The organism is Geothrix fuzhouensis (genome assembly GCF_024609325.1).
GTDB classification, from domain to species: domain Bacteria; phylum Acidobacteriota; class Holophagae; order Holophagales; family Holophagaceae; genus Geothrix; species Geothrix fuzhouensis.
Window position 1 is genome coordinate 419,070 of sequence record NZ_JANHMQ010000001.1, and the last position, 14,201, is coordinate 433,270.

General features: G+C 67.1%; 12 protein-coding genes. 4 read left to right on the top strand and 8 right to left on the bottom strand.

The features are described from left to right. Nucleotides 1-25: 25 nt before the first annotated feature. Complete coding sequence (locus NOV74_RS01955) at nucleotides 26-1,690, top strand: glycosyltransferase family 39 protein (RefSeq protein WP_257308791.1); 1,665 nt, start codon at nucleotides 26-28, stop codon at nucleotides 1,688-1,690. Nucleotides 1,691-1,758: 68 nt separating this feature from the next. Here NOV74_RS01955 and NOV74_RS01960 read toward each other — a convergent pair whose 3' ends face one another. Then, complete coding sequence (locus NOV74_RS01960) at nucleotides 1,759-2,067, bottom strand: hypothetical protein (RefSeq protein ID WP_257308792.1); 309 nt, start codon at nucleotides 2,065-2,067, stop codon at nucleotides 1,759-1,761. 54 nt (nucleotides 2,068-2,121) lie between these two features. Between NOV74_RS01960 and NOV74_RS01965 the strand changes: the two genes are divergently transcribed. Genes NOV74_RS01965 through NOV74_RS01975 form a run of 3 tightly spaced genes read left to right on the top strand, consistent with a single transcriptional unit; the run spans nucleotide 2,122 to nucleotide 5,215 of the window. Then, on the top strand, nucleotides 2,122-3,825 hold the full coding sequence (locus NOV74_RS01965) for an ArnT family glycosyltransferase (RefSeq protein WP_257308793.1): 1,704 nt from the start codon (nucleotides 2,122-2,124) through the stop codon (nucleotides 3,823-3,825). Further along, nucleotides 3,822-4,841: a glycosyltransferase family 9 protein gene (locus NOV74_RS01970; protein ID WP_257308794.1), complete on the top strand. Its 1,020-nt coding sequence runs from the start codon at nucleotides 3,822-3,824 to the stop codon at nucleotides 4,839-4,841. The genes NOV74_RS01965 and NOV74_RS01970 overlap by 4 nt, the downstream gene beginning before the upstream one ends. Continuing rightward, nucleotides 4,838-5,215 carry a DMT family transporter gene (locus NOV74_RS01975; protein ID WP_257308795.1) on the top strand — a complete coding sequence of 126 codons (378 nt, stop codon included), beginning with the start codon at nucleotides 4,838-4,840 and terminating at the stop codon, nucleotides 5,213-5,215. Before NOV74_RS01970 ends, NOV74_RS01975 begins: the two co-directional genes overlap by 4 nt. 73 nt (nucleotides 5,216-5,288) lie before the next feature. On the opposite strand, the gene NOV74_RS01980 is transcribed toward NOV74_RS01975, so the two are convergent. From NOV74_RS01980 to NOV74_RS02010, 7 genes are all read right to left on the bottom strand, one after another. After that, nucleotides 5,289-7,292: a TonB-dependent receptor plug domain-containing protein gene (locus NOV74_RS01980; protein WP_257308796.1), complete on the bottom strand. Its 2,004-nt coding sequence runs from the start codon at nucleotides 7,290-7,292 to the stop codon at nucleotides 5,289-5,291. 59 nt (nucleotides 7,293-7,351) lie between these two features. Next, a complete protein-coding gene (gene mtnA / locus NOV74_RS01985) occupies nucleotides 7,352-8,341 on the bottom strand; it encodes an S-methyl-5-thioribose-1-phosphate isomerase (protein WP_257308797.1) in 990 nt (329 codons plus the stop codon). After that, nucleotides 8,341-8,991: a class II aldolase/adducin family protein gene (locus tag NOV74_RS01990; RefSeq protein ID WP_257308799.1), complete on the bottom strand. Its 651-nt coding sequence runs from the start codon at nucleotides 8,989-8,991 to the stop codon at nucleotides 8,341-8,343. Before NOV74_RS01990 ends, mtnA begins: the two co-directional genes overlap by 1 nt. A gap of 46 nt (nucleotides 8,992-9,037) precedes the next feature. Next, the gene (locus NOV74_RS01995) at nucleotides 9,038-9,457 is read right to left on the bottom strand and encodes a DUF1801 domain-containing protein (protein ID WP_257308800.1); all 420 of its coding nucleotides are present in this window, start codon (nucleotides 9,455-9,457) and stop codon (nucleotides 9,038-9,040) included. A 79-nt stretch (nucleotides 9,458-9,536) separates the two neighbouring features. Then, the gene (locus tag NOV74_RS02000) at nucleotides 9,537-10,385 is read right to left on the bottom strand and encodes a tetratricopeptide repeat protein (RefSeq protein WP_257308801.1); all 849 of its coding nucleotides are present in this window, start codon (nucleotides 10,383-10,385) and stop codon (nucleotides 9,537-9,539) included. A gap of 67 nt (nucleotides 10,386-10,452) precedes the next feature. Further along, nucleotides 10,453-11,622: an energy transducer TonB gene (locus NOV74_RS02005; RefSeq protein ID WP_257308802.1), complete on the bottom strand. Its 1,170-nt coding sequence runs from the start codon at nucleotides 11,620-11,622 to the stop codon at nucleotides 10,453-10,455. A 96-nt stretch (nucleotides 11,623-11,718) separates the two neighbouring features. Beyond that, entirely contained in the window at nucleotides 11,719-13,752 is a 2,034-nt protein-coding gene (locus tag NOV74_RS02010; RefSeq protein ID WP_257308803.1) for an SPFH domain-containing protein, read from the bottom strand. Nucleotides 13,753-14,201: the final 449 nt, after the last annotated feature.

Consider the following 14,201-nt stretch of genomic DNA (forward strand, 5'->3'; position numbering starts at 1 on the left):
TTATCTTCAGGGATTTCTGAAGCTCATGACGCGCCGCGAACGCACTTCCCTCCTCGCCCTCTGGTTCTTCCTGGGGCTGCTACCCCTGCTGGTGCGGCCGCTCTGGGAGCCGGACGAGGGGCGCTACGCGGAGATCCCGCGGGAGATGCTTGCCACCGGCGACTGGCTGACGCCGCGAGTCAACGGAGTGCTCTACTTCGAGAAGCCGCCCCTCCAATACTGGCTGTCGGCCATCAGCATGAAGCTTTTCGGCCTGAACGGCGCCGCGGCTAGGCTGCCCCTGGCCCTGGCCTCGGGCCTCATGATCTGGGCCGCCTGGCGGCTGGCCAAACGCCTCGGCGCCCGGGATGCCCGCTGGGCACCCTTCATGGCAGCCACAGGCCTGCTGGCCTTCGTGGTGGGTCAGATCCTCACCCTTGATGCGCTCTTTAGTGCCTTCCTCGTCGCGGCCCTGGCGGCCTTCATAGAGGCGGTGGCACGGCGCAGGGAAGGACAGGGTGGCCTGGGCTGGACGTTGGCGGCCTTCGCCTTCATGGCTGGCGCCATGCTCACGAAGGGACTAGCCCAGGCGATCCTGATGGGCGGCATCCTGGTGTTCTCACTGCCCTTCGCCTGGAAGGATGGAGCCCTCCGCCGGGCCGTGCTGCGTACTGGGTTCAGTCCCCTGGGATGGCTGCTCTACCTGATCCTGGTGACGCCTTGGTTCTGGCTGGTGGACAGGGCCAATCCAGGCCATGCGCAGTTTTTCTTCATCCACGAGCACTTCACCCGCTTCCTCACCCATGAGCACGCGCGCCAGGGATCCAACAACTGGCTGCTCGACAAACTCTACTTCCTCGGGGTACTTGGTGTGGGCCTGCTGCCCTGGCTGTCCGCCACGGTCATCGGCCTGAAGCGCACCTGGGCCTTCCTCCTGGGACGGGGGCCCCGGGGTGCGGACCATCTCGCCCGGTGGATCGTCGGGGCCAGTGTCGTGGCCTTCCTCTGGCCCGTGGCCTTCTTCAGCCTGTCGGGCTCCAAGCTGCCCCCCTACATTTTGCCGGTCCTGGTGCCCCTGGCGGCGTTGGCCTGCGCCTTCGAGCGGGAGGGCGAGGAGCCCGCAGCCCTGCGCCGCATGGGTTGGGAGCTGCTGGTGCTCGGGGGGATCTACCTCGTGGGTGCCGCGATCTTCCGCAAGGATCTCAGTGGGTTCGCGTGGATGATCGCCTTGGGTGCGGCCTTCGCCGGCCTGGGCCTCTGGGCCCTACGACCCAAGGGCCTGACCGCCTCTCGCCTGATGGTTTCAATTGGCGCCGCCCTGTGGCTGCTGGTCCTGACAGCTCAGACCGCTGCGGGCCCCGGCAAGTCCGTGGCCGACCTTGCGCGACTCGCTCCACCCGGGGCGCAGTGGATCAGCTACGGCACCTACTTTCATGGGCTGCCCTTCTACGCCCGCACCCGGGCGGTGGTCGTGGCCGGAACCGGAGAGCTGGCCTATGGGCGCGATCACCTGGTTGGCGCGGAGAGGTGGTTCAACGAGGACCCGGCCGCTTTGGGCAGAGTGGCTGACCGCATGAAGCAGGAGGAACCCTCCCGGCCCATCTTCGTCATGGCCAAGGCTGCCAACTGGAAGCAACTCAGCCCGGAAGAGAAGGCCGGCTGGCAGGAAGTGGCGCGCAACCCCAGCGCCGTGGTGGCACGGCGGCGGTAGGGTAGGGCTTCAGTCAGATGGGAACATGTTCGTGGCGACCCTCCAGGCCGCGCCAATTCTCCAGACTGCTACTTCACTGCCTCTTTGACGCCGCGCCCGGCTTCCTTGGCACCCTTGGCGACGCCCTTGCCGGCGGTCTTGGCACCGTGGCCCACGGCCTTGCCACCCTCCTTGGCCGCCTGACCCACGGCTTTGCCACCCTTCTTGGCGGCTTGGCCCACGGCTTTGCCACCTTCCTTGGCGGCGTGGCCCACAGCCTTACCGCCTTCCTTGGCGCCATGGCCGATCTGCTTGGCGGCCTGCTTGATGTCCTCTTTCACGCCATCGGGGGCAACCGGGGCAGCGATGAGCAGGAGGGCAAGGAGGGCGGGGACCATGGAACGATTCTACCCCCTTGGGCGAGAGGGCCCATTCCAGGCGAAGATGGAAGGATGGATGGAACTCCGACTCAGCCACCCCAGCGTGACTCGAAAGCTCTGGCCCGCCTTGCCGGCTGGTTGCGCGCCCATGCGCCCGAACTGCTTCTCGCCCTGTTGTTGCTGGCGGTGCTGCCCATGCGCGACCTCTGGGCGCCGGATGAGCCGGACTTCGCCCAATGCGTCAAGGAGATGCGCCTGCGGGGCGACTGGCTGCTGCCCTACCTGAACGGGGTGCCCTACAGTGAGAAGCCTATCCTGTACTACTGGGTGATGAAGGCGTCCTCTGTCCTGTTCGACACGCTCACGGGGGGCCTGGGCTTCACGCAGGGCGTGGCTGCCTGGGCCCTGCGCCTGCCCTCGGTGATCGCGGCCGTGGCCTTTCTGTCGGCGTTCCGGCGCTGGGCCGTCCGCTTCCTGGAGCCGGGCACGGCGGAGCCCGCGGCGTTGATCCTCGCCACCACGCCCCTTTGGTTCTGGCAGGGCCAGTTCATCCAGATCGACATGCTCTTTGCGGCCCTGCTGGCCTGGAGTTGGCTGGCCTGGTTGGGTGGCTACCTCCTGCTTCGAGAAGATCACTCCGAAGCCGTGCCTGGGGAACACCGCCGCTGGTTCCTGAAGGCCTATTTCTGGCTGGCCCTGGCCTTTCTGGCCAAGGGACCGCTGGCGCCAGTCCTGTCAGTGCTGGTGCTGGCTGCCTTCCTGGCTTGGCAGCGGGATCTCGCCGTGCTGCGCAGGGCGGGTATCGTCGCCGGCCTCAGCATCACACTGCTGCTGGTAACGCCCTGGTACGTGGCCGCGGGCTTGAAGGGCGGGGCCCACTACGCCTATGAGCTGATCATCTTCCAGAACTTCCAACGCGCCACACACGCCTGGGACCACATCCAACCCTGGTGGCGGTACTTCGAGTACGTCTTGGGTGACTTCTTCCCCTGGGTGCTCCTGCTGCCAGCCTTGGCCCTGCACCTGCGCCGCGAACGCAGCCTGGGCCATCCCGCGAAGCGGTTTCTCCTGCTGGCCTTCGTGATGCCTTTCGCCTTCCTCAGTGCTGTGCAAAGCAAGCAGGGGAAGTACCTGCTGATGAGCTACCCCTTCCTGGCTCTGCTGCTGGGAGACTTGTTCCGCCGGATGGAAGGTGTCCGGGCCCGTCGCCTGGGGCTCCTGCTAGCGGCCGGTCTCGCCCTGCCAACCTTCGCCTTGATTGCCTTGGCTCAAGGCGTAGGTGGCGCGAAGCTGCAGGACCAAGTGATTCCCTTCCTTGGTCCCATCCGACTCATGGCCCTCTTCATGGTCGGTGGAACGCTCATCGTGGCTGCCCAGGCGTGGCGGCAACGGGTGGGCAGCCTGGTTCCCGCTGCCGCCTTTAGTTTGGGCCTGCTCTACCTGGTGGGTGGCACCTGGGGCTTCCGCCTGCTCGACCCTGCGAAGAATTACCGGCGCTGGACAGCGACTGTCCAACCGCTAATCGCCGAGCGGCAGGTCTTCTACTGGCAGACCATCCGCAGCGGGGTCATGGTCTATACGGACCACCTCATGCCTGAACTGCGCAGCGCCGCTGCTTTGGAACGCCTGGATTCCGAAGCCCGCCTGGTGGCCCAGCGCGGCGAGTGGGAGCAGGACGCCTGGGGTATGACCCCGGCCCTGCGCGCCCGCTTCGAGGTGCTGGCCGCCGTGCCGACGGGTGGCGGCGAGATCCTTCTCCTGAAAAAGAAGCCATGATCCCCACTGGCGCCCATTGGATCCGGATGCCCCGCTTCGTGGGCGATGCCATCTTGATGCACCAGGCGGCGGCGCCCCTCCTGGCCGAAGGCCTGCCCCTGGTGGCCTGGGGACCTGCTGCCACCGTAGAACTCTTCGAGGGCTCCCAGGGCTATGTCGGGGCTTGTGCTGATCCGGCGCAAAAAACAAGCTTGCTGGCAGGCGCCCGGCTCCTGCGGGCTCACCGGCCCGCTTCCATCCTGGCTCTGGCCAAGAGTCTGCGCGCCCCCGCCGCCGCCTTCGTCGCCCGGGTGCCCCGCCGAGTGGGTTGCGGGGATGGGGGCGCCTCGTTCTTGCTGACGGCCAGCCTTCCTTACTGGGGCCGGGACGACCACTCGTTGGATCGCTACCGGAATATCGTGCGCCTGGGCTATCCGGAGTTGGGGCCACCCACCTTCCTGCCGTTCCGTCCCAGGCCGGAAAGTGCCGAGGCAGTGGCGGCAGCGCTTCAGGCAAATGGGTTCGACCGGGGCCCTTACCTGGCCTTCGCCATCGGCGCCGCCGCCGGGGCCAAACGTCTCGGGCTTGAGGTGCTGGTGAAGCTGGCCCGTCAGGCCCTTGCCCAGGGCCTCCGCATCGTGGTGTTGGGAGGCCCCGGCGACGATGTGCTCTGGGGTGGGCGGCTCCAAGAGCGGGTGCCTGAGGTGCTGAACCTCACGGCGCAGATCCCGTGGTCCCAGAGTGCCGCCTGGCTGGCGGGTGCCGCCGCCGTGCTGGCCAATGATTCGGGTCTGGCCCATCTGGCCGCAGCCTGCGGTGTGCCCGTAGTCACGGTGTTCGGCCCCACCATCCCCCGCCACACGGCACCCCAGGGACCGCAGGTGACCGTGGTGCGCAAGGAAGACCTCGCCTGTCTCGAGTGCCAGCAGTGGCACTGCCCCCTGCCGGATCATCCGTGCATGACCCAGGTGCCCGCAGAAACCATCTGGACCGCCCTCGCAGCCCATCTCGCCATCCCAGTCCCGGAGATCCCATGAGCCCCAACTTGAAGGCCATCCCCCTCATCGTGCTCGGCGTGCTGCTCAACGCGGCGGCACAAATCTGCCTCAAGAAAGGGCTCCAGGCTGCCGGGGGGATGCAGCTCGCCGCCGGCCCGCTGGTGAGGCTCATGCTGGAGCCCTGGGTGATCGCCGGCCTCGCCTGCTACGCCGTGAGCGTGGTGGTGTGGCTGGGCGCGCTCTCCATGGTGCAGGTGAACTACGCCTACCCCTTCCTCGCCCTCGGCTTCATCGCCAATGCCCTCATGGCCCGCGCCTTCCTCGGCGAGGCCATGACCCCCATGCGCTGGGTGGCCCTGTTCATCATCGTGATCGGTGTGGGATTGCAGGCCTTGAGCGGACGAGGACAGTGATCGCTGGTTTACCTTGGGCGAAGCTCCGGGTGCGCTGTGCTTCCGGTTGCCACGGCGAGGCGGCCCCACAGGGCTAGAACCTGAACCGGGCTTCGAGCGAATAGCTGGGCGGGGCGGCGGGATAGCCGTCGATGATGTAGGCGTCGTTCTGCCCTTCGCGCGAAGCGGTCAACCACTGGTCCGGGGTGGTCCTGGGCTGGAGCAGGTGCTCACCCCGGACGATGAAGGTCCAGTGCTGGCCGGCCGTCACGGAGGTCGACATGCCGAGGTCCCGGTAGACCACCTGGGTGGCGCGGATGACGGGCGGTAGGCCGTTCGCCGCCGCGCGGCCCCCGCCGTCGCCGAAAGAGGAGTACTGGTGGCCCTGGAGCGTGTAGTGGACTTCTGTCTGCACTTGACTCCAGCCCATGAAGCCCTTGAGGCCGTGGGTGGAAAAGGGTCGCCGTTGCGAGGCCGAGGTGCTGAACTGCTGGCCATCGGGAGCATTGAGATCCCGAGCTTCCTGGGCCCGGACGAAGGCTTCCAGGCCCAGCTTCTTCGCCGTGTGCCAGCCGAAGGCGGCATCGGTCCCGCGTACCCGGACACGGTCCTGGTTCGCATAGGCCAGGCCACTGGGACCGATGAGATCCTTGCCACTCTGTTGCTGGCTTTCCAATCTGCCGTACCAGTTGCCTTGACCCCAGCCGAGGCCGACCTGCAGGGAAGTGACCTGTTCCATGCGGAGCGGCGCAGTGCCGGGACTCCGGCTGTTACGCAGCTGCTGCAGGAGGGTTGGTGCTGTGCGACCGGTTCCTCCTGCGGCATAGACGCGGAAGCCGCCACCGAGTTCCTGGTTGAACCCCAGCCGAAGGGTGTGCCCCGAGGCGCTGAGCACCTCCGCGTCAGTGCCTCCCTGAACGAGGGACTGGCGGTCCCGGGTTCCCCGAGCCTGGCCCAGGAAGCGCGTTCCGGGCAAGGGCTCGAAGGTCCATTCGAGACCGAGGCCGACCTGGGTGCCTTTCGCGGCGCCGAGTATCGCTGGATCCACATCCCCGTCCTGGCGCGTGTCCTGGCCCTCAAGTCGGAAGCTCAATCCTGACCGGGGACCGGTCGTGAGGCGCAGGGTTGACTGGAAGCGCGTCTCGCGGCCTTCGAAATGCGTGGGCAGGGCAGCCCCCGTCTCGGGCTGATCGTGTCGGAATCTGGCGAGGCCGAGGCTCGTCTCGAGGTTCAGACCTGCCCCCAGGGCCCAGTCGACACGCAGCTGACCGCTGTCACTCCGTTGACGGCTCTCCCGTGCTGGGTTGTAGATGCGGAGGGTATCCGAGACCTCCTGAAAGGGCTCCGGAACACCGAAGGAGGTACCGCGCCACGCGACCGTCCACACGGTCGGTCCCCAGGCCTGTCCCAGGCCAAGGAAGTTGGTGACCTGGCGGTAGGGCCGGTCCGCGGGTGTGACCTGCTTCTCCTCGGCGCTGAGGTTTCCTCCGCGAAGATAGCCACCGGCCCAGGCAAAGCCCGGGGTGGCCGTGCTCTGCCCCTGGCCGTTGTTGCCGCCAAGGCCGCTCAGGTCGCCGGAGGCGCCAGGTTTGACGGGCTTGCCCGTGAAGAGGGCGATGGTGCCACCCTGGCCGCTGGGGCCCGAGCCGGGTGAGCCGGTGATGACCTCCACGCGGGTGATGCCAAGGAGGGGCACCTCGCTGAGGTCTTGGCCCAGGCGGCCGGGATCCATCAGGGGCATGCCATCGATCATCACGAGCGTGTCGTGCGGGCGGCTGCCTCCGAGGTAGATGCGGGAGGGCAGCCCTGGTCCGCCCTGGTTCTGGACCTGGGCGGGCAGCTCGCGGAGGAGGAACTCACCCAAAGTGCGGGCGCCAGACCGCTGGATGTCCTCCTCATCGAAGATGGCCACCTGTCCCGGCGTCCGGCTCACCGATACGGGCCGGGATTCCGCCGCCCAGGACTCTTTGTGCTCATCTTTCGGCGGTTCGCCCGGGGCCCCCTGAACCGGCGGTACCGGCGCTTGAGCGGCCAGGGCCAGGGTCAACGCCGACAATAGGACGATCCGTCCCGCTGTCGCAGGCCGCGTGATGATCATAGATGCTCCAGTGCGTGAGAACTTTCCCCTCATTGAAACAGAGATGGAAAGAAACGGCACTAGCTCTTCGCCAGAGCCCCTGCCTTCAAGGCGGAAGCACTGTAGACGCTCCGATCCAGCACGAGGCTGGTGACGAGGTCCACAGGCGTGACGTCGAAGCTGGGGTTCCAGGTGGGCATGGCTTCCGGCGCCCAGCGCAGCTTCCCGTAGCCGCGCACCTCGGTGGCATCGCGCAGCTCGATGGGGATGGCCGCGCCGTTCGGGCAGGCCAGATCCACGGTGGAAAAGGGGGCCACCGGATGGAAGGGCACACCGTGGTACCGCGCCTGCACCGCGACGCCGTAGGTGCCCACCTTGTTGGCGAAGTCGCCGTTGGCGGCCACGCGGTCCGCGCCCACCAGGACGCGCTGCACCTTGCCGTCCCGCATAAGCAGGGCCGCCATGCTGTCGGTGATGAGGGTGGAAGGAATGCCCAGCTTCTGTAATTCCCAGGTTGTGAGCCGGCCACCCTGCAGCAGGGGGCGTGTTTCGTCGGCATAGACGTGGATGTGCTTGCCCTGCTCATGCGCGCGACGGATGACGCCCAGAGCCGTGCCGATGCCCGCGGTGGCGAGTCCACCGGTGTTGCAATGGGTGAGGATGCCCTCGCCATCCTGGATGAGCGCGGCGCCGCGGATGGCCATGCCTTCGCAGAGCCGCACATCCTCCTCGAAGATGGCTTGGGCCTCGGTCACGGGGGTGCTGGCGGCCTTCATGCGATCCATGGCCCACATGAGGTTCACGGCCGTGGGTCGGGCCGCCCGTAGGGCCGCGCAGGCGGCGGCGTACTCGGAAGCGGAGGCGCCCCGGTGCGCGAAGGTGGCCAGGCTCGCCGCCGCCGCCACGCCGATGAGCGGCGCCCCGCGCACGGCCAGGCGCTTGATGAGGCCCACCATGACCGCCGGATCGCTGCCGTCCAGCCACACCTCCGCGTCCGGAAGCTGCGTCTGGTCCAGCACCCAGAGCGCGCGGCCATCGTGTTTCAGGCCCAGAGATTCGAAGGCGTTCATCAGATGATCCTCGGCCCGATTTTCGCCCTCAGGGCCCGGAGTTCGGTGAGCTCGGATTCGGCCAGGGGTTTGGCTCCGCCGAGGGCCTCGGCCCTCCATAGGATCTGGGCCACCTGCTCTAGGCGCTCGAGGCCGCCCACGGCCTCGTCCAGGTGCTCGCCCCAGCAAAGGCCGCCGTGGCGGGCCAGGATGAGGAGGCGGTGCTCGGGCAGGAAGGGCAGGAGGTTCGAGCCCATGGCCTCGGTGCCGGGGGTGGCCATGGGTACGATGGGGATGCGCCCGGCGGCGAGGATCACTTCCGGCAGGCCGTCCGCAGGCAGTTCCTTTAATGCGGGGCGCGCCAGGGACCAGGCGATGGCCGTGGGCGGGTGGGCGTGGACCACGGCCTTCGCTTCCGGCACCGCCCGGTAGATGGCCAGGTGCATTGCTCGCTCGCTGCTGGGACGGCCCGAAAGGATCTCCCCCTCCAGCGTGAGGTGGGCCAGGTCCTCCAGGCGCACCTTGGCCTTGGGGACGCCGCTGGGCGTCATGGCGATGAGGCCGTTGGGCAGGCGCACCGAGAGGTTGCCGTCCGAGGCCGCCAGCAACCCCGCGGCATGGAGCCGCCGGCAGCCGTCGAGGAGATCGTGGAGTGGGCCGGTGGCGTCCATGACGGGATTATCGCCTGAGGATGGACGGGAATTGGCCTGTGCTCCCCTATGGTTTTGCTTTTTTCGAAGATTTCGACTTGCCGGCGATGTTGAGCATGACCGCTCGGCGAATTAGGGCCTTGAAGGCGGACGCGTCGATCTCGTCTCCCTCGTGGATGTCGATGGCGCGGCGAGCGTTCCCCTCGAGGCTCGAGTTGAAGAGATGGTCCGGATCTTCCAGAGACGCGCCCTTGATGAAGGTGAGTTTCACGGCCTTCTTGTACGATTCGCCCGTGCAGATGATGCCGTCGTGCGACCAGACGGGCGTGCCCATCCATTTCCACTCCTCGACGACCTCCGGGTCGGCCTCCTTGATGAGCTTGCGTATCTTGTCCAGGGTTTTCCCCCGCCAGCCACCGAGCTCGGCGATCCGTTCCGAGATGAGTTCCGAGGCCGACTGGCCTTGATTCGCGTCTGTCTTTTTCATGGGCTCATCCTGGAAGGTCGGGACAAGTCACGGGCAGGGAGGCAGGGGATGGTCATGGCATGCCTCGGAATGACCGAGCCTAGCGCTGCTTGGTTGCGGGCATGGCGGCGTAGCGCTCGGCCTGGCGGAGGTTCTCGACGATCACGGGGTTGTCAGGCTGCAGGGAGAGGGCCGCGCGGAAGTCGTCCCGGCTCTCCTGGTAGCGCTTCAGCTCGAACCGGGCCCGGCCCCGGTTGAAGAGCGCCTCAAGCTGGTTCGGCTCCAAGGCCAGCGCATGGTTCAAGGCGTCGTCGGCCTCGGCCCAGGCCTTCCGTTCGTTCAGGCAGCGGCCCAGGTTGTTCCAGGCGTACGCGATTCCGGGATCCTTCGCCACCGCCTCCTTGAGGAAGGGCTCGGCCTCGGGGAAGCGGTCCACGCGGGCCAGGGCCTCGCCCTTCCAGGCGGTGGCCGTGGCGTTCCCCGGCCGCAGGGCCAGCAGGGTCTCCGCGTGGGTGAGCAGCGCGGGCCAATCCTGGGCCATCCGGTCCTCGGCGCAGGCGTTGGGGTACCCGTCCGGATGGCCGAGCCTTCCGTTTTCTGCATGGGCCGCGGCCGCCTCGCGGTGGCGGCCGAGCTGGCTCAGGGCCTGGGCGCGATAGAGGCGGCAGGTGCCCAGCTGGGGGCCGGTCCTTGCCTCGAGCTGCGGCTGGACAGCCTCGTACACTTCAAGCAGGCGGCTCCACCGCTGGCTGCGGTTGAGGCAGCGCATCCAGAGCTCGTAGTGCGTTCCGCGCAGGGCTGGCGAGACCGTTTCGAACCAGTCGGCGAGGCCCCCCCAGTCCTGGGCCTTGAACAGGGCCTCCGCCGGAGGGGGCAGGGGCATGACGAGTCCCTGGGTTTGGACCTGGGCCATGAGAATCGGAGGCAGCAGAGGCGGTAGAGGCAGCATGGGCGGTCGTCCGGGATGAAAACCCCAAGCTAGCACAGGACAGCGGGCGGATCCGAACGGTACGGCCTCAGATCCTCAACCGGAAGGGCATGGTGAGGCGGAACCGGGTGGTCTGGGGAACTCCGTTCAGCTTCGCGGGGTGGAATTGCCAGCGGAGGCCATACGCCACACCCACCGGGGCGAAGAATCCCAGCCAGGGCCCTGGCCTGGGATGGCAGGAAACGGGTTTGCCCTCGGGATCCACCACGATCTCGAGAACAAGATTGGTCATCATCTTCCGCGCCCTGGCCTCATGTGGATAGGAAGGCGGAGGTGGCTGGTGGAGGACACGGATCTGGCTGAAATCGAAGGTGGTGGGCAACGTGGGTGGAAGGGAAACGGAATTTGATGGGGGCGTTCCGGCAGGGGGGTAGGGAATCTGCCGGGTCTCCAGGAGGACTGGCGGCTTGGTCGTGAAGAATCCCGGAATGGCTTCGAGGGGCTGAATGGCCCGATCGAATGCGGCTCTGGGAAGCCCCTGCTTCAGAGCGGAACGGATGGCGCCGAGATCTGCCTCGGTTCCCCAGGCGATAGCCCAGTCGAGGACGATCCAGAAGCGCGGATCATTCCAGGGGTCCGACGCCTGGTTCCGGACGGTTGGATGGGCGTCCGCCCGGGCGGCCAGTTCCAGGATCAGGTCCTTTTGGTCCGGATGGGTGCCGAAACACCAGATCGCGTACATCCCCCCATCGAGATTCCAGTCCGGAGTGGTTTGGAGGGTCTTTCTCAGGGAGCGCCAGAAGACGCTTTCATGGTCCAGCCGCAGGGTCTCGGGCATCAGGAATCCACGGAGCGCGGCCGTCGGTGGATCGGTAAGGATGCGATCATCCCTCCCGCTACCAGGCCTCGAAATGCCCAGCAGGTGCGCGATGAGGGCCTCCTGCAAGGCCGGGTATGCGGCGTAGTCGCCCGCCTCCACCCGGCGGGCGAGTGCCCAGGCCTTGAGGTTGGGATGGCTGGAGGCCTCCAATCCCTTCAGCCAGGCGGACCACTTCGGCTGCCGACCGGCTCCAAGATCCGCTTGCCGGTCGGCCAGGAAAGCTTCCAACTGCTCCCGGGTGAATCCCTGCTGGGTGGCGCCGGGCCCGGCCCAGCGCTGGATGAGGGCGAACCCCATCTCGGGGGTGGATGTCACGGCCTGGCCCGCCATCAACAGGCAGGGCGCCAGAAGGCCGAGGGGAAGACATTTTGAAGTCATGGATCGCATCCTGGCGCTTCAGCTCGAGGTGGTTGCAGGACCCGAGCCCAGCAGGAAAAGGCGGCTTGGCCGCCCCTTCCCACGAGACCTTCGGACCTACTTCGTGAGGTTCTGCCTCAGGGCTGCTTTCAGGGCTTCGGCCTCGGGGTTGGCCGCCGTGGGCACCACGCCCGCCAGCTGCCCGGCCTTCTCACTGAGCAGGAGGCCCAGCAGGCTCTCGATAAGGCTGCCGCCGCCCTTGTCGCCGCCGCCCATGTGGATCTTGGGGACGACGTCCACCTGGGACTTCTCGATGGCCTCGGCGAAGCGGTTCATGACCTGCTGCACCAACTGGAACTGCGGGCCGCCGTAGGCTCGGACCTGCTCCTCGATGGCCATGGCCTGGGCGATGCCCACGCGGGCCGCCTGCTCGGCCTGGGCTTCAGCCATGACCTTGATGCGCTTGGCCTCGCCTTCGCCCATGAGGCGCACCTTCTCCGCCTCGGCGCCGGCGAGCGTCTGGATCTGCGCCGCCTGCTGCTGGGCCTTGGCGTACTCGGCCTTGCCCTGATTGCTCTGCACCTCGATGCCGATGGCGGATTCCGTCAGCAGGGTCTGCTGCTTGGCCCGGGCTTCGGCCTCGCGCAGCTCCCGCTCCTTCACCGCCGCGCTCTGCTGGCGGCCGTAGGTCTCCACCTGCTCGTCGGCGATCTGGCGGCTGCGGAGCTGGACGAGGATCTGCTCAATCTGCCCGCCGGGCGCGCCGCTGGTGGGCGTGCCGATGAGGACTTCCTGCAGCTCGAGGTTGTACTGGGCGAACTTCTCCTTCATCTGGGTGCCGCTCTGCTCCTGGATGGCGCTGCGGTCCTGAATGAGCTGGATGAGGGTGCGGGTCTGGCCGATGTTCTTGAAGTAGGCGCTGACCATGGGATCGAGGGTCTGCTCCACCAGTTTCTTGATGTCGCCAAAGCGCTGGATGACGAGGGGCGCCTTCCGGTAATCGATGTGGACCACCACGGACAGCGGCAGGCTGGGTTCGAAGGCGTCCTTGGTGATGAGGCTCACCTCGGTCAGGTTCTCGTCGAACTTATGGCTGCCCACCTCGCCCTTGGACCACTTCAGGATGAAGTTGGTGGTGGGCACCATGAGTACCTTGCCGGCGTAGGTATTGAAGGCGTATTTGCCGGGCAGGAGCGGGTCGCTCCAGACGCCGCGTTGGCCCATGGTGACCAGCTCGCCATGGCGGTAGTCGAGGCCACTGATATCGGCGCCCTTGGCGCCGGTATAGCTCACCACCACCCCCACCGTGCCCACATCCACCACCGTCTTGGGGATCAATTCCACGGTCGCGAACAGGCGGTTGATGTAGTAGGTGCCTTCCACCAGCACCTGGTACTGGCGCCCGCGCTGGCCGCCCGCCGCCAGGAACTTGTCCGCGTCCTGGAAGTTGTTGTGGTAAGTGGCGGCCTGGTGCGGGTCCTCGCCCACGGTGGAGGCGATGATCTCGCCGCTGGCCAGGGAAGGGCCGTCGTGCACGGTCACGATGCCCACGGCGTCGTCCGTGCCCTTGATGATCACGGGGCGCCAGCCGCCACGCTCGGCGATGATGGCGCTCATTTTCTGGAAGGTTTCCACCTCACTCTTGTCCAACGGCAAGTAGTAGACCTGGTCTTCGGTCAGCACCACGAATTGGACCAGGTTGATGGCGTACATGCCCTCGCGGAGGATCTGCCGCTGAGGGCCCTTTTCCCCGCCCCCTTGAATGAAGGCCAGCACATCCTGGAAGTCCGCGCCCCGGGCGTTGCTGGCCAGGGCCTGGGAGGAGGGCAGGTCCTTGCCGTCCCGGGCGAACACGTAACCGATCTTGCCCTGGGGGATGGTGACCAAGGGCATCTTGTGGATGCGGTACTGGAAAGGTGTGAGGAAGTGCCAGCCACCACGCAGGAGCTGGGGCTGGAAGCCAGCTTCGCCGCCAAGGGCGATGAGGCCAGTCTTGACGGACCCCTTGCCGCTGATGAGCTTCTCGACGATACCCACGCGGTTGTTGGGGATATAGCGGATCCACTTGCTGAGGAGGATCACCGCGAAGGCGATGACGAGAAGGCTGAGCAGACTCAGGCCGGGGTTGGCGGAAAGCCAGGTGAGGTCCATGAGGACTCCAGGAGACGGGTTAAGAGTGCCAAACAAAACCCTCACGGGGCCGCGCGAGGGCCGCCGGGCGAGCGAGGCGAGGAAGGCGAGGAGACGCGTAGCGGGTACTACGCGCGACGGAGCCTCCGGCTCTGCGAACCGGAGGCGAGCAGGAGCGGCGCATGGCGTCGCGATAGCTGGAGGTGACGCGGCATCGCCCTCCACCTGACGGGCCCTGCCCCGCAGGGCCCTCCCGCTCGTTCCTCGCGGAGGCGAAGCCTCCCCGCCGGCCCCCGCCCGGAGGGATGAAGCCAGGCTGGGGCTCCGCGGCGTCAGGGCCCTTGAACAACGAACCACGTTGCCCTGCGGGCCCTTCCTTGCGGTGCATCCAGCCTGGCATCATCGCGGCCTCGTCAGGGTTTTGTTTGGCACTCTGAGCATACCGGCCCCGGGCGCCGTCCCGCCGGGAT